The 16,040-nt window shown below is 47.2% G+C and carries 16 protein-coding genes; 13 read left to right on the top strand and 3 right to left on the bottom strand.

Annotated features, from left to right (window positions below; genetic code table 11):
• Positions 1-104 precede the first annotated feature (104 nt).
• Together K7B07_RS07835 and K7B07_RS07830 are read left to right on the top strand one after the other, a co-directional pair.
• A complete protein-coding gene (locus tag K7B07_RS07835) occupies positions 105-452 on the top strand; it encodes a phage holin family protein (protein ID WP_223708739.1) in 348 nt (115 codons plus the stop codon).
• A gap of 240 nt (positions 453-692) precedes the next feature.
• Entirely contained in the window at positions 693-1,988 is a 1,296-nt protein-coding gene (locus tag K7B07_RS07830; protein WP_223708737.1) for an Ig-like domain-containing domain, read from the top strand.
• 92 nt (positions 1,989-2,080) lie between these two features.
• Here the strand turns inward: K7B07_RS07830 and K7B07_RS07825 are convergent, their stop codons facing one another.
• A complete protein-coding gene (locus K7B07_RS07825; protein ID WP_223708735.1) occupies positions 2,081-2,500 on the bottom strand; it encodes a Fur family transcriptional regulator in 420 nt (139 codons plus the stop codon).
• A gap of 9 nt (positions 2,501-2,509) precedes the next feature.
• On the bottom strand, positions 2,510-3,133 hold the full coding sequence (locus K7B07_RS07820; protein ID WP_223708734.1) for an SCO family protein: 624 nt from the start codon (positions 3,131-3,133) through the stop codon (positions 2,510-2,512).
• Between the two features lie 118 nt (positions 3,134-3,251).
• Between K7B07_RS07820 and K7B07_RS07815 the strand changes: the two genes are divergently transcribed.
• Together K7B07_RS07815 and K7B07_RS07810 are read left to right on the top strand one after the other, a co-directional pair.
• Positions 3,252-3,653: a MerC domain-containing protein gene (locus tag K7B07_RS07815; RefSeq protein ID WP_223708733.1), complete on the top strand. Its 402-nt coding sequence runs from the start codon at positions 3,252-3,254 to the stop codon at positions 3,651-3,653.
• Positions 3,654-3,731: 78 nt separating this feature from the next.
• The gene (locus tag K7B07_RS07810; protein ID WP_223708732.1) at positions 3,732-4,157 is read left to right on the top strand and encodes a YybH family protein; all 426 of its coding nucleotides are present in this window, start codon (positions 3,732-3,734) and stop codon (positions 4,155-4,157) included.
• Here K7B07_RS07810 and K7B07_RS07805 read toward each other — a convergent pair whose 3' ends face one another.
• Positions 4,158-4,388, bottom strand: a complete 231-nt coding sequence (locus K7B07_RS07805) for a hypothetical protein (RefSeq protein WP_223708731.1) — start codon at positions 4,386-4,388, stop codon at positions 4,158-4,160. It abuts the gene before it with no gap.
• Between the two features lie 232 nt (positions 4,389-4,620).
• Between K7B07_RS07805 and K7B07_RS07800 the strand changes: the two genes are divergently transcribed.
• The 9 genes from K7B07_RS07800 (at position 4,621) to K7B07_RS07760 (ending at position 15,963) form a co-directional block, all read left to right on the top strand.
• Positions 4,621-5,091, top strand: coding sequence for an LSm family protein (locus K7B07_RS07800; protein ID WP_223708730.1), 471 nt, complete (start codon positions 4,621-4,623; stop codon positions 5,089-5,091).
• A gap of 52 nt (positions 5,092-5,143) precedes the next feature.
• Positions 5,144-6,391 (top strand): transcription termination factor NusA, encoded by a 1,248-nt coding sequence (gene nusA, locus K7B07_RS07795; RefSeq protein ID WP_223708729.1) that lies wholly within the window; start codon positions 5,144-5,146, stop codon positions 6,389-6,391.
• A gap of 82 nt (positions 6,392-6,473) precedes the next feature.
• Positions 6,474-9,392, top strand: coding sequence for a translation initiation factor IF-2 (infB, locus tag K7B07_RS07790; RefSeq protein ID WP_223708728.1), 2,919 nt, complete (start codon positions 6,474-6,476; stop codon positions 9,390-9,392).
• Between the two features lie 154 nt (positions 9,393-9,546).
• A complete protein-coding gene (locus K7B07_RS07785; RefSeq protein ID WP_223708727.1) occupies positions 9,547-10,947 on the top strand; it encodes a peptidylprolyl isomerase in 1,401 nt (466 codons plus the stop codon).
• A 146-nt stretch (positions 10,948-11,093) separates the two neighbouring features.
• Positions 11,094-11,696, top strand: a complete 603-nt coding sequence (gmk, locus tag K7B07_RS07780; protein ID WP_223708725.1) for a guanylate kinase — start codon at positions 11,094-11,096, stop codon at positions 11,694-11,696.
• A 39-nt stretch (positions 11,697-11,735) separates the two neighbouring features.
• Positions 11,736-12,983 (top strand): hemolysin family protein, encoded by a 1,248-nt coding sequence (locus K7B07_RS07775; RefSeq protein WP_223708723.1) that lies wholly within the window; start codon positions 11,736-11,738, stop codon positions 12,981-12,983.
• Between the two features lie 63 nt (positions 12,984-13,046).
• Complete coding sequence (tatC, locus tag K7B07_RS07770; protein WP_223708722.1) at positions 13,047-13,898, top strand: twin-arginine translocase subunit TatC; 852 nt, start codon at positions 13,047-13,049, stop codon at positions 13,896-13,898.
• A gap of 11 nt (positions 13,899-13,909) precedes the next feature.
• Complete coding sequence (gene rpiB / locus K7B07_RS07765) at positions 13,910-14,365, top strand: ribose 5-phosphate isomerase B (protein ID WP_223708720.1); 456 nt, start codon at positions 13,910-13,912, stop codon at positions 14,363-14,365.
• Positions 14,366-14,421: 56 nt separating this feature from the next.
• On the top strand, positions 14,422-15,963 hold the full coding sequence (locus K7B07_RS07760) for a M28 family peptidase (RefSeq protein WP_223708717.1): 1,542 nt from the start codon (positions 14,422-14,424) through the stop codon (positions 15,961-15,963).
• Positions 15,964-16,040 lie beyond the last annotated feature (77 nt).

Here is a 16,040-nt window from a genome sequence, read left to right as displayed (position 1 = left end):
TCCCGGCAATCCGGTGCAAATACAATGGAAAAGATTGCCGGGAATCCTTTCATAATCCTTCAATTTTAGCTACCTTTAACTTTTAATAAACATTCGCTGTTCAAATGAATTTTATACTTAAAGTGCTTATAACCGGACTCATCGCTTATTTACTCCCCAATATTTTGCCCGGTGTAAAAATTGCTGACATGAAAACCGCTGCCTTGTTTGCACTGGTGCTGGCGCTTTTGAATGCGATCATAAAACCTGTGCTGGTAATTCTGACCATTCCGGTCACTTTAGTGACACTTGGATTGTTTTTGCTGGTGATAAATGCGTTTATGGTATTGATCGCAGCCAACTTTTTTAAAGGGGTTGTAGTGAATGGTTTTTGGTGGGCGTTGATATTCAGTATATTGCTTTCCCTCGGTTCTTCCGTGCTTTATTCACTGGTGGGTGGAGGCAAAAATTAAAATTATTTTATTTGGAAAAAATAGGTTCCGGCTGTAAATTAGCAGTTAATCAAAACATTAATCAAAAGTCCTGATGTGTCTACATCAGGACTTTTTTCTTTAGGGATCAGCAGATTGTATACAGCCCGGAATGCAGGATACAACAGGGTTGTAACATATTCCGGAATATTGCGTTTACCTGTTGATATCCGCGCAGGCTGTAACGGTGTGCACTTTATTTTATAATCTAATTCCTGTTGTATGAGAACAGTATCCCGGGTGATACTAATGGATAAAAAAACCGGCAGAAAAAAATATGTTGTGCTATTATGGTGCCTGTGCTTTTCTTTACACCTGGCTGCTCAAAACCATTCCGCAGTTGTAACTACAGACATCAATAATTTCTGGGAAACCTATGACAGCATCCGTACCACAAACGACAGTGCTCAGCAGCGTGCTTACCTGGACCGGTTATTTATTACCAAGGGCACGCCGGGATTGCAGGCCATGATGAAGGCAAGACGGTATACACCGCAGGAGTATATTGACGCGATCAATAAAAGCCCCGAGTTCTGGACTTCGCTCCGGAAGAACACCTCGCGGGCCGGCGCCCTGGCAGCGGATATAGAAACAGGTACGGATCAGTTGCGGAGCATATATCCTGAACTGAAGCCGGCAACCACTTATTTTACCATGGGTGTTTTCCGGAGCGGGGGAACCACTGCCGGTGACAAGATCCTGATCGGCAGTGAAATTATTTTTGCTGATGAAAAGAAAATGAACAGCCTGAAATTCACCGCTGTTCATGAGCTGGTGCATACACAACAGAAAACTACTGAAACCGGTCAGCTGCTGGCACAATCCGTAATGGAAGGTGTGGCAGAGTTTCTGGCGGTAATGGCCACCGGAACGCCCTCCGCGGCTCCGGCGATCGGCTACGGGAAGCGCAACGAGGAACGGGTTAAAAAAGTTTTTGCCAGCCAGATGTTCAGTTCTTATTACAGCTTCTGGCTTTACAGTGATGCAACAAATGAATTTGATACCCGGGACCTGGGTTACTATGTGGGGTATGCCATTGCTGAAAAATATTATGAAAAGGCAAAGGATAAAAAACAGGCCATCAGGGAAATGATTGAGCTGGATTATAGCAACTCCGTATCCCTTGCCGCCTATGTGGATGCAAGCGGATACTTCTCGCAACCGGTGGCCGCCTACGCCAAAATATTTGAAAAAAAACGGCCGGGGGTAATCAGCCTGGAACCGTTTAAAAACGGAAATAGAAAAGTCAGCCCCGGGATCACGCGGATCACAATTACGTTTTCAACGGCAATGCACAACCAGTTCCGGAATTTTGAGTTAGGACCATTAGGAAAGGAGCACCTGGCACGGATAAAGAATGTGATTGGTTTTTCAGAAGATGGGAGGTCCATTTCTCTTGAACTGGAGGCGCTTCAGCCCAACAAAAAATACCAGCTCGTTATCGGAAGCGGCTTCAGGGATCAGGACCTGCGTCCGCTGCACCCGTACCTTATTGATTTTACAACTGGAAGAAAATAGCGGCAGATCTTCTTTCGATTACAGGTGAACAATGCACTAACAGCTTGCAGTTGGTTCTGGGCGGCAGCCGCTTTTATTGATGTATTTCCGGTTTACTTGGCATTACAGGCTTTGCAGATACCTTTTACCACCACTTCCACCTGTTGTATGGTATAGTCCTTCGGCAGTTTAACGGCCGGTGTTACCACATCATCCAGGCAAAAAGTATTGCCGCACCTGCTGCATACCAGGTGTATGTGATGATCATGGTGATGTCCTTCCCCGCATTCATCCTTGCACAGGGCATATTTGATGCTGTTGTCTGAAGTAGGAATCGTATGAATGATCCCTTTATCCACAAACGACTGGAGAGTGCGGTATACGGTTACACGATCGAAATGACTGTCCGTATTTTTTTCAATGTCTGCATGTGCCAGGGCGCCGTCGCTGTTCAGGAACAGGGACAGGATTTTGCGCCGGCCTTCGGTTACGCTTAAATTGTTTTGTTTTAATATATGAACGATCGAATCCATACCTTAAAATTAATTAATTTTTGATGCATTTTTCAGTTCGTCGGCAATATCCGCTATTAACCGGTTGATTTCTTTTTGTTTCAACCCGTCATAAATTTTTAATACGTTTCCCTTTCCGTCCACCAGCGCCCAGAACTGGGTGTGCAGGAAATCATCTTCATTAGAGTTGAGGTAATTCTTCGGGTCATCAATGGTATAGCTCAGACGTGCCATTTTATAAAGACTGTCCTTCCTGCCGGTCAGGAACACCCACTGCCTGGTATCCACTTTCATCGAATCGGCATAATGCTTCAGCTGTGCGGCGGAATCGTTTTCCGGATCGCAGGTGTGGGAAACAATCAAGAACCCCGGGGTGCCTTTGTATTTTTCATAAACCTGTTTCATGTTATTGTTCATCATCGGGCAGATACCGGGGCAGGTCGTATAAAAATATTCGGTCACATACAGCTTTCCCTCCACATCCTTGTTGGAAAAAGGTTTCCCGTCCTGGTCCGTAAAGGTGAATTGTCCCACTTTGCTGATCGGTTCCAGTTTCCGTTTGTTAAAGCCCGGGATAAAATAGACGGCTGTCAGGTAGAATGCGATCGAAAGAAAAACGAAAAATGCAGTATAAAAAATAGCCTTTTTTGACATGCTGAAAAATTAATGCGCAAATGTATTCCAACTGTTTAACAATTAACGCCGGAAAACGTTTATTGATTTGAAAGGATTAAATATTTGCAACAACGTTTCTTTTTTTTATTTTTGCAACATGAGATCAAAAATCAATTGGGACGCACTGGGGATTTCCGCTTCTGTGATCTGCGCCATTCATTGTGCAGTGCTGCCCCTATTTATGGCCAGCTTGCCTCTTTTTGGGATCAATATCATTGAAAATGTGGCATTTGAACTGGGGATGATCTTCCTGGCCTTTGTGATCGGTATCTATTCGCTGTATCATGGTTATAAATCGCACCACCATAAAAAGCTGCCCATCCTGCTTTTTGCAGCGGGGATCTTTTTCCTGGTGCTGAAGCAGGTATTGCTAGAATATCATACCCTGCTGCTGGTACCCGCCGTTATTTTTATCATAGCAGCCCATATTATCAATTACCGGTACTGCCGCAGTCATAATCACGCGCATGCGGAGGATTGTGATCATGATCATTATTAATGGAGGGATCAGCCTTCTGCAATCAGCCTTCAGCCTGGATAATTTTGAATACATTCGCTTTTGTAATAATCCCGGCGTATGAAAAAATATTATTTTCTTGTTTTGCTGAATCTGATCCTGCTGTCCGGCCAGGCGCAGCAAACGGATGAGCAACAAATACGGGCAGTGATGGAGCAGCAGATCACTGCCTGGAACCAGGGAAACCTGGAAGTGTTTATGGATACTTACTGGAAAAATGATTCCCTGCTATTTGTGGGCAAAAAAGGTACAACCTATGGATGGCAGCAGACCCTGGACAATTACCGGAGGTCCTATCCCTCCAGGGACGAAATGGGCACACTTAAATTTACCCTGTTAAAAATACAACCTCTGGGAACCGGTTTTTGCAATGTGGTCGGGAAATGGCAACTGACCCGCAAACAGGGCGATCTCAGCGGGCACTTTACATTGATCTTCAGGAAAATAGCAGGTAGCTGGAAGATCATACAGGATCACAGCAGCTGATTATTTGACCTCCTCAAAATCGATATACTCCCCGATCTTCGGTTTTTCCTTTTTGCGGGATGCGGCAGGTTCCGGTTCCGGCGGTGCAGCTGATCCGGATTGCTGAAACTGCTGTTTCATACCGGAGAACTGGCGTTTGATCTGCCGGGTGGTCCGGTAAACCGGCAGCACCACTTTTACAATAAAGTTGTACAGGAAAAAAAGTAATATGGCGTAAAGTAAAACAGACATCTTCTAAAGTTATACAAATAACGCGGGAACCGGAAAATTGTTGCCAGACAGACCGGGTTTTTGATAAGTGGGGATCCGTCCGTGAGAGCCGGTTCCGTCTCCCGCTTTCCCGGCGCAGGGATCTTTAGAAAATAGTTGTAAAAATTGCTCTTTTTGCGGTAATTGCCTTACTTTTGCGGCAGAAAAGGAGACTGAGGGAACGGAGGCGTTCCCTTCTTCTTTTTTCAGAGATATGGACAAAGAGGCTATAATTCAAACTTTACAGGAAAAAGTAGTTGCGTTGCTGGCGGGAAATCCGTCTCATTTTTTAGTGGATATCCGGATAAAACCTACCAATAATTTTAAGATTTTTATTGATGGGGATAGGGGAGTGGGGATTGATGACCTGGTAAAGTATAACAGGGCGTTGTATAAGCAAATAGAGGAAGAAGGGTTGTTCCCGGATGGGGATTTTTCCCTGGAAGTATCATCGCCCGGATTGGATGAGCCGCTAAAACTGCACCGCCAGTATATTAAGAACACAGGTCGAAATGTGGAGGTGATCCAGCTCGACGGACAAAGGACTGAAGGAACGTTACTGTCTGTGGCCGATGATGCCATTGTAGTGGTTGAAACCAGGGGCAAGGGCAAAAAAATGGAAACGACAGCACATACTATTTTATTGGAAACAATTAAAACAACAAAAATTCAAATTAAATTTTAAAAAGTAAACAGCTGAGGAGCTGTGATTTCATTAAGGTAAATCGTACTTCATTATGGCAAGTATTAATTTAATTGAGGCATTCCAGGATTTTAAAGATGCAGAAAATATAGATCGTCCCACAATGATGAAAGTTGTAGAGGATGTATTCAAAACATTACTCCGTAAAAAATACGGAAGCGATGAAAATTTTGATGTAATTGTTAACGCAGAGAAAGGAGACCTGGAAATCGTGCGGCACCGGACTATCGTGGAAGATGGAGAGGTGGAAGATCCGTTGGCCCAGGTGGCGTATTCGGAGGCGATCAAATCCGAGCCGGATTATGAAGTGGGAGAAGACCTGTATGAGGAAATTGACCTGATCGATTTCGGCCGCAGAGCGATCCTTGCTGCAAAACAAACACTGGCAGGGCGCATCAGTGATCTGAAGAAAAACGTACTGGCAAAGAAATACGAAGACCGGATTGGTGAAATCATCAGCGCTGAAGTATACCAGGTGTGGAAGAAAGAGATCCTGCTGCTGGATGAGGAAGGGAATGAACTGATCCTTCCCAAAAGCGAGCAGATACCACAGGATTATTTTAAGAAAGGTGAAAACATCCGCGCGGTAGTGACCCGGGTGGATCTGAAGAACAATAACCCGGTGATCATCCTTTCCCGTACTTCTCCCGATTTCCTTGCCAAGTTGCTGGAAATAGAAGTACCCGAGATCTTTGACGGTCTGATCACCATCAAAAAAATTGTGCGGGAGCCAGGCGAAAGAGCAAAAGTGGCCGTGGAGTCTTATGACGATCGTATTGATCCGGTGGGCGCCTGTGTGGGTATGAAGGGCAGCCGTATTCATGGCATTGTTCGGGAACTGAAGAATGAAAATATTGATGTGATCAATTTCACCACCAACATACAGCTGCTGATTCAGCGGTCGCTGACGCCCGCTAAAATTACCAGTATGAGTGTGGATCAGGAAAGCAAACACGCCAGCATCTTTTTAAAGCCCGACCAGGTTTCACTGGCTATTGGTAAAAGAGGGGTGAACATTAAGCTGGCGTCCGACCTTACCGGATTTGAGCTCGATGTATACCGTGATACAGAGGATGAAGAGGAAGAGTTTGATGTGGATCTGGAAGAGTTCTCCGATGAAATCGATGAATGGGTGATTGATGCATTAAAGAAGATCGGGTGCGATACGGCACGAAGCGTTTTAAGGATGTCACCCAGTGAGCTGGAGAAAAGAGCCGACCTGGAAAAAGAAACGGTTGATGACGTTCGAAAAATTTTACAAGAAGAACTGGAGCGGGAATAATGCTGCTACCCGGGTGGCATTAGAGATCAGTGAGAATGATAAATAAAAAGTCCGCTGCGGCGGACAAGGGATAAAAAATTTTATGGCAGAAAAGAAACTTCCAAGATTATTACAAGCGGCTAAGGAATTTAACATTGGCCAGGATACACTTGTTGAGTTCTTAGTGGGTAAAGGGTTTGAAAAAGATGAGCTGAAACCCTCCTCTAAGCTGACAGATGCAATGTATGTGGCGCTGCAGCAGGGATTTCATAGCGATAAGGCCGCGAAAATTATCAGCGACCAGGTAGATTTACCGAAAGGATTGGGTGGCGAAGGCAAAAAGCGTCGTGAGGAGGAAGAACCGGCTAAACCCGTCCGCCAGGCAACAAAAGAAGAACCACCTGTGGCTGAAGCGGCAGCACCTGTTACAGAAGAGGAGGTTCCACAGCAAACAGCTGAAGTACCGAAGCCGGTGAATGAAGCGCCTGCTGCAGAACCGGAACCTGTTGTGCCGGCTGCGGAAACACCCAAAAAGGAGGAAGAAGAAAAAGAAGCGCCTGTATCCAAGGTACAGGCTCCGGATATCGGAGGGCCAAAGATCATCAGCAAGATCGATCTTTCGGCGATCGATTTTTCGACCCGCCCCAAAAAAGCGGCAAAAAAAGAAGCGCCTGCGGCAGAACAGCCACAGCAGAAAGCAGAAGTGCCTGCTGAAGTGAAGCCCGAACCCGCACAGCCTCCCGTTGAGGAAAAGGCACCGGTTAAGGAAACGCCCCCTCCGGTGGAAGAAGAAAAGCCTGCGGAGATCCAGATCTCCAATATCCAGGCAGAAAAAATTGAAGGACCTAAGATCCTGGGCAAAATTCAGCTGCCGGTAGATAGCGATACCCGTCCGAAGCGGGACGAGAAGCGGAAGCGGAAACGTATCCCGATCGAAAAGAAAGAAGTAAAAGCCGACCCCGACCAGCGCAGAACGCAGGGCGGTGGCCAGCAGAAGCAGGATGGCCGGAGCGGTGGTCACCACCAGCACGGCGGCGGAGGGCATCATGGTAAAGGCGGTTTCAGAGACCGTCACCGTCCGCACCGCGAAGAGAAGCAGATTGATGAGAAAGAGATCCAGGAAAAAATACGTGAAACCCAGGCCAAGCTGAGCGGCGGCGGTGGTAATAAACAGAAAAGCATGCGGGCGAAAGCGCGCAGGGATAAGCGGAATGAGGCTGCCGAAGCGATGGAGGAAGAAGGCGTTGATAAAACATTACGGGTAACCGAATTTATCAGCGTAAGTGAACTGGCGAGCCTGATGGATGTGAGTTTTGCAGATGTGATCAGCAAATGTATGAGCCTGGGAATCATGGTGTCGATCAACCAGCGCCTGGATGCGGAAGTGATCGAGCTGGTGGCGAGTGAATTCGGATTTGATGTGTCCTTTATTGATATGGAGCAGCAGATGGAGATGGAAGAGGAAGCGGATGACGAGGATGATGAAGCCGACCTGGTTCCGAGAAGTCCGATCGTTACGATCATGGGACACGTTGACCATGGTAAGACCTCGCTGCTGGATTATATCCGGAATGCCAATGTGGTAGCCGGTGAGGCCGGAGGGATCACACAGCACATCGGTGCCTACCGGGTAAAGGTGGCCGACGGAAAAGAAATCACCTTCCTGGATACACCGGGACACGAGGCCTTTACCGCCATGCGTGCCCGTGGTGCGAAGGTTACGGATATAGCAGTGATCGTGGTGGCTGCCGATGATGCGGTGATGCCGCAGACAAAAGAGGCGATCAGCCACGCACAGGCTGCAGGTGTGCCTATGATCTTTGCGGTCAACAAGATCGATAAAGATGGCGCCAACCCACAAAAGATCTATGAGCAGCTGTCGCAGATGAACATCCTGGTGGAAGAATGGGGCGGTAAGTTCCAGAGCCAGGAACTGAGTGCCAAGCAGGGGCTTAATGTAGATAAGCTGCTGGAAAAAATATTGCTGGAAGCAGAATTGCTTGATCTGAAAGCAAACCCCGACCGGGAAGCTACCGGTACTATTATTGAAGCAACGCTGGATAAGGGTCGTGGTTATGTGGCCACACTCCTTGTGGAGAATGGTACCCTGCACCCGGGTGATCTGATCGTAAGTGGTCAGTACTTCGGCCGGGTTAAGGCGATGTTCAACGAGCGGAACAAACGAGAAGACGCTGCGGGCCCTTCGGCTCCGGCGGTTGTGTTGGGTCTGAACGGTGCTCCGCAGGCAGGTGAGAAATTCAAGGTATATGAAGAGGAAGCGGAGGCCAAGAGCATTGCCAACCGCCGCTCCCAGATCCTGCGTGAGCAGGGCATGCGTACCAAGAAACACATTACCCTGGATGAGATCGGCCGCCGTCTGGCACTGGGTAACTTTAAGGAACTGAATGTGATCATCAAAGGGGACGTGGATGGTTCTGTAGAGGCGCTGAGCGACTCACTGCAGAAACTTTCTACCGAAGAAATCCTGGTAAATGTGATCCATAAAGGGGTAGGACAGATCAATGAAAGTGATATCGTACTTGCGGAAGCCTCCGATGCGATCGTGATCGCCTTTAACGTACGTCCATCCCAGCAGGCATCCCAGCTGGCTGGCAATGCCGGCATCGAAATCAAGATGTACTCCATTATCTATACCGCCATCGATGAGGTGAAGAGCGCTATGGAGGGCATGCTGGAGCCTACCATGAAGGAAAAAATTGTGGGGAACGTGGAAATCCGTGAGGTGTTCAAATTTGATAAGGCCGTGGTGGCAGGATGTTATGTGCTGGAAGGCCGCATCAAACGCGACAATAAAGTGCGTCTGATCCGGGATGGTATCGTGATCTATCCTACCGGCGAAAATGCGGTGGCAGAACTGGGATCGCTGAAGCGGTTTAAAGATGATGCCAAGGAAGTGCTGATGGGTATGGAGTGCGGTTTAACCGTTAAGAACTACAATGATATCCGGGTAGGGGATGTGGTGGAAGCTTACGAGCTGGAAGAAGTGAAACGAACATTGTAACCCGGCCCCGGGAAAGAATCGTAACTAATCAGAACATCAGCCGGTTGTCCGGCTGGTGTTTTTCGTTGAATCGGAAGGGTAAAAAACTTTGTTAAATACAGGTCTGTCTGGTGCGGAGAGCCCCGGGCAGTGCTATTTTTGATCTATGTTTATTATGAAAAAAAGAATTCAGCTTTTTTCAGTAAAAGGAATCCTGACTGCTTTAAGTATTTTCATCGCCGTTGCGGGTATGGCTCAGGGCCAGTCGCAAAAGGTGGTTGTTGATAAGATATTAGGTGTGGTCGGCGACCGCATTATCCTGCAATCTGATGTCAGTAATGCCATGCAGGACATGGTCCGCAGCGGGGAAAAAGTATCTCCCGAAGCACCCTGTATGATCATGGAACAAACCATGCTTTCCAAGATCCTGGCCCTGCAGGCGGAGCGGGACTCGATACCGCTTACCGATGAAGAAGTAGAGGCCCAGCTGGACCTCCGGGTGCGGAACTGGATCATGCAGTTCGGGAGCCAGGCTGAACTGGAAACCATTGCGGGTAAAACCGTATACCAGCTGAAGGACGACAGCCGCCCGATGATCAAAGAACAGATGCTCGGGGAGCGGATGCGGAATAAGGTGGTAAGCGAAGTGCACATCACACCCACGGAAGTAAAAGCCTTTTTTGATAAAGTACCTGCTGACAGTCTGCCCTTTCTTGAGTCGGAAATAGAAGTAGGACAGATCTCTATACTGCCGCCGGCATCCAAGGATGTGGAGGAATATATTTATAATGAAGTGATGAATTATAAAAAGCAGATCGAGTCCGGCGCTACCACTTTTGAGGCATTGGCCAAGCGTGTTTCGGAAGATCCGGGAAGCAAGGAGCGCGGAGGAACCTATGAGGTGAACCGTTCGGACAAGTCGACCTGGGACCCTGTTTTCCTTTCCACAGCATTCCGCTTAAAGGCTGGTGAGATCTCGCTTCCGGTGAAGTCTAACCGTTTTGGTTACTTCCTGATCCAGCAGGTAAGCCGCCGCGGGGATAATGCCCAGATCAAAATGATCCTCCGGGTGCCGCCGGTTACCGAAACCGAACTCAGCGCGGCACACACAAAGCTGGATTCGGTGCGTGCAGATATCGAGACCAGTAAGATCAGTTTTAAGGATGCCGCCTATAAATACAGCGACGATGAGAATGTGAAGAACTATGGTCCTTTTGTGCTGAACAGGGATGGATCCACTTATGTGACCATCGACGCCCTGGATAAGGACATGGTGAACACGATAAAGGACATGAAAGTAGGTGAGGTTTCCAAACCGGTGAATTTTACCAACGACCAGGGTAAGAAAGGTGTACGGCTGGTTTACCTCAAGTCCCGTTCGGAGCCGCACCGGCTGAACATGAATGACGACTATGCCAAAATAGCGGAAATGGCGTTGAATCAAAAGAAAAATGTAGAGCTCGATAAATGGCTTCAGAAAAAGATCCCTACCTTCTACATTCTTGTGGATAAAGAAGCTACCGGCGGCTGCCCCAGTCTTTTAAAATACCAGACAACCGATAACAAGGGGTTTTAGCAGGCAGCATCCGGGTTGCTCCGGCGTTCGTATAATGCTGTTTTCCGGATCTGAAGACCCGCATTACTGCCGCGGCAGGTTATTATTTGCGCAGTCGGTATAATTTAGTATTTTGCAAGTGCATGGCATTTAGCAATCCTTTGTTTTTGTATTCACCGTTAGCTTCCGGCTCCAAAGAGCAGCATAAAATTATTATTCTTACTGCTCCTTCAGGTGCCGGTAAAACATCCATCACCCACCACCTGTTGAAAAAGATCCCGCAGCTGGCCTTTTCTATTTCGGCCGCTACCCGGGAGGCCCGGGCCGGTGAGGTAAATGGCAGGGATTATTACTTTATCAGTGTGGATGAATTCACCAAAAAGATCAAGGCCAACGAGTTTATTGAATGGGAAATGGTTTATGAAGGAAAATACTATGGCACCCTGAAAAGCGAATTGCACCGGCTATGGAAAAAAAATCAGTACCCGCTGCTGGATATTGATGTAAAAGGCGCCATTCATGTACAGGAGCAATATCCAGAGGAAAGCCTGTCTGTTTTTATCGAACCCCCGTCTGTAAAAGAACTGAGAAGACGCCTGATCTCAAGAGGAAGTGAAAGCGAGGAGTCGCTGCAGACCCGCTTGAATAAGGCGGAATATGAGCTTTCCTTTATCAATCATTTTAATAAGGTGGTGGTAAATGACGATCTGGAGGAAGCCTGTGCGGAAACGGAGGCGTTGGTACGGAAATTCCTGGGTATCCCTTTGTAAAGTAAAGCGTTTCATCTAGCATTTTTATATCTTTATCATATGGAATGGCAGCTATTAATGTGGATCGTTTCTTTGCTGTTCATGATCTTCTTTGCCGGAGTGGAAATGGCTTTTTTTGGCGCCAGCCGGCTGAATATTGAACTGAAAAGGAAACAGGGCAGTTTAACGGGAAAGTTGCTGGGTAAATTCGTGGATGCACCGGCAATCTTCTGGGGAACCACTGTGATCGGTTATATCACGGCACTTACCATTTTTGTATTGCAGACAAGCGAGGTACTGATACCTTTCTGGCAAAAAAGCGGTATCAATTCCCGGCCGGCACAGATCCTGCTGGAGATCACGTTCAATACGCTGATCATCCTCATATTTGTAGAATTCATTCCCAGAGCGGTTTTCCGGGCCAACAGCAATACCCTGCTCAGCCGCCTGGCAGTGATCATCAATTTCTTTTTATGGCTGCTGTACCCTGTTACGGCAGCATTATTCCGGCTCTCCAACTGGATCCTGAAATATGTGTTCAATGTGCGGCTGGACAAGGGCAAATCCCCTTTCGACCGGAACGACCTGCAATTCATGTTCCGCGACAGCCGCAGGGCCCTGAGGGAGGAAACGAGCACCCATTTGCTTGAAAATGCACAGGAACTGGCCAATATCAAAATACGCCAGAGCATGGTGCCAAGAAAGGAGATCACTGCGGTAGATATCAATGCCCCCGTTGAAACGCTGATGGCAAAATTTGTTGAAACGAAACGAAGCCGGGTTATTGTTTATGAAAACAATATTGACAATATCCTGGGGTTTGTGCATGAGCTGGACCTGTTTAAAAAACCCAGGGATATTGAGTCGATCCTCATCCCGATCATTGCGGTTCCGGAAAGCATGACGGCTGTGGGCCTGATCAATAAATTCAGCAAAGAATCGAAAAGTATTGCCTGGGTGGTGGATGAATTTGGTGGCACTGCAGGGATCATCACCATGGAAGATGTACTGGAAGAACTGTTTGGAGAGATCTGGGATGAATATGATACCCAGCAGTTTGTGGAAAAAAGGATCGCAGAGGACGAATATATTTTTTCCGGGCGGATGGAGCTGGACCACCTGGAAAACAAATACGACTTTGAATTTGAGAACAAGGAAGATGCCGAAACACTGTCCGGATACATCATCAACTTCTATGAAACCATTCCCGCACAGAAGGAGCGGATCATCATCGGTGATTTTGAATTTGATATCCTTGGGGTGAATGACACACGGATAGAGATGGTAAAAGTGAAAAAATTAAAATAGATGCGGCAAAAGCGGCTCTTTTGGACTTTTTATATGCATCTTTGTCCTCCATTTTGATATACGATGGCTTTACTGGATTTTTTAAAGAAAAGGAGTGGTGGTGAGGATGAGATGTCCTTTATAGATCACCTGGAAATTTTAAGGTGGCATTTGATACGCAGCGTGATCGCTGTGGTGATCTGCGCGATCCTTGTTTTTATGTTTTCCAATTTTTTTGTGGATGACATTATTTTCGGCCCTACGCGAGGTGATTTTATTTCCGTGGAGTGGCTCTGTAAAATCGGCCAAAAAGTAGGAATCGGCGATGGGCTTTGCTTTAAAAGCGAACCCCGTTTCCAGGAAACTACCATGACCGGTCAGTTCATAGCTTCGTTTACCGTAGCATTTGTAGGTGGGTTTATACTGGCTTTCCCGTATATCTTCTGGGAGATCTGGCGCTTTGTAAGGCCGGCGTTGTCCGACAAAGAGCGGAAGGGTACCTCCGGCATCATTGTTTGGGTATCCATATTGTTTTTTTTAGGGGTGGCTTTCGGTTATTTTATCCTTACCCCGCTGATGGTGAATTTTTATTTTAACTATAAGCTGAGTGCGCAAATTGAGATCATCCCTACTTTTTCGGATTACCTGGAAAATGTGATCTATACTACCGTCGGGATCGGGGTGCTGTTCCAGCTGCCGCTCCTGGTATTACTGCTGGCCAAATCAGGGATCCTTACCGGCACCGTATTGAAAAAATACCGCCGGCATGCGTTTGTGGTCATTCTTATCGCGGCGGCCATCATTACACCTACAACAGATCCGTTCAGCCTGGCAGTGGTTACGGCTCCGTTGTACATTCTTTTTGAAGTGAGTGTGGCACTGGCCTCAAAGATCGAGCGAAGAAATAAACTGGAAAACCCACAGGAGTGGAGCTAAAAATACTTGTTATGGAAACAACATTTGATCTTACAAAACCCGTGGCCATTGGCAGCGACCATGCGGGGTTTGAGTACAAGCAATATGTCATTTCCTTCCTGGAAGGAAAGGGGCTTGCATTTAAGGATTTTGGAGCGCACTCTACAGAGTCGGCCGATTACCCCGATTTTGCACATCCGGTTGCGGCGGCGGTAGAAAGCGGGGAATATGCCTTTGGCATCCTGCTTTGCGGAAGCGGCAACGGGGTTGCCATTACGGCCAATAAGCACCAGGGAGTAAGGGCCGCGCTGTGCTGGGATAAGGAGATCGCCGAGCTGGCGCGCAAGCACAATAATGCGAATGTGCTGTGCATCCCGGCCCGCTTTATCCCGGAAGATGTTGCCGAGGTGATGGTGGAAGCCTTTATTGCTACCGAATTTGAAGGCGGCCGTCATGAGAACCGGGTATCCAAAATAAGCTGCGGATAAACCGGGAGGCCCCGGTATGAAATAACACTGTATCACCAATACTGAAAATAAAAGCTATGATAAAGCCTTTTTTAGCAGCAGCAGCTGTTTGTATTGCAACCACCGGAATGGCTCAGAAAAAAGCGGACCCTTCTGTTTTTGCAAAGTCGATCACTACCCAGGACCTGAAAAAGCACTTAAGCATTGTAGCAAGTGCAGAGATGGAAGGGCGTAATACACCCTCCCCCGGTCTGGAAAAGACGGCCGAGTATATTACCGCGCAATTTAAAGCAATGGGACTGGCACCGGGCAATAACGGCAGCTACCGGCAAACCTACCAGCTGAAAAAAGATTCATTGACCGCACTGGAACTGACCATTGACGGGATAAAGTTTGAAGCATTCAAAGATGTGGCACCCCTGTATACCAATAATGAAGACATACAGCTGAAGTATGATGAATATGCTTTTGTCGGATACGGGATTGTAGACAATAACCGGGATGATTATACCGGTCTGGATGTAAAAGGGAAACTGGTGGTGCTTGTTTCAGGTACACCCAAAGGATTTACCCCCTCCCAGCAGGGAAGGATGGCGTCTACTTCAATGTCCTCAAAGATCCGGAATGCCTGGCAAAAAGGTGCCGCCGCGGTATTTATAACTACGGAAAATATCCCTCCTTTTACAAAGAATACAGTGGGCTATAAGCCCGACTGGGAAAATGAAACAGGCCCAAAGGAAGCCCCCGTTTTTTTTATCGGCAGCAATGTGGTTGAAAAAGTAAGCAACCATAGCTATGCTGAAATGAAGGAAGCTTTGGATAACGGACAGGTGACCTTGCAGATGAACCAGGCGCCCGTTACACTTAACTACAAGCTGCAAAATGACAAGGCCACTGCTTCCAATGTGCTGGGTGTGATTGAGGGTACCGATAAAAAAGATGAATACCTTTTTATAACCGCCCACTATGATCATGTGGGAAAAGATGCAGAGGGAAATATTTATTATGGCGCAGATGATGACGGATCCGGGACCGTGAGTGTACTGGAAATGGCGCAAGCCTTTGCCCTGGCCAAAAAAGCGGGTAAGGGTCCTCGGAGAACCATTGTATTTATGACCGTAAGCGGTGAGGAAAAAGGGCTCTGGGGATCGGAATATTATTCAGAGCATCCTGTTTTTCCGCTGGATAAGACCACTGCCGACCTGAATATTGATATGATCGGGCGCGTGGACACGGAAAGAGAAACTGCCGACACGCTGAACTATATTTATGTGATCGGGCACGACAAGCTGAGCACGGATCTGCCGGTGATCAATGAAGACATGAATAATAAGTATACCAAACTGGTGCTGGATTATAAATTTGATGATCCCAATGATCAGGAGCGGATCTATTACCGCAGCGATCATTATAATTTTGCACGCAAAGGGGTTCCCATTCTTTTCTTTTATGACGGGATGCTGAAAGCGGATTATCACAAACCAACGGATACCATTGAGAAGATCAATTTTCCGCTGATGGCTAAAAGAGCGCAGATGATCTTTTACACCGCCTGGGAAATGGCCAACAGGGATGAGATGCTGAAGCGGGACCTGAAGCTGCCGGAACAGGCACAATAAACTGCGGCAAGCTGTTCTCCTGTTTCATAACAATAGGAATGTACAGGCCCCGGATCTTTGACGGGCGATGATTTTTT

Source organism: Niabella beijingensis, from assembly GCF_020034665.1.
In the GTDB taxonomy this organism is placed as follows: domain Bacteria; phylum Bacteroidota; class Bacteroidia; order Chitinophagales; family Chitinophagaceae; genus Niabella; species Niabella beijingensis.
Note: the sequence above shows the minus strand (reverse complement) of the source record. Positions and strands in the feature narration are given on the sequence as shown.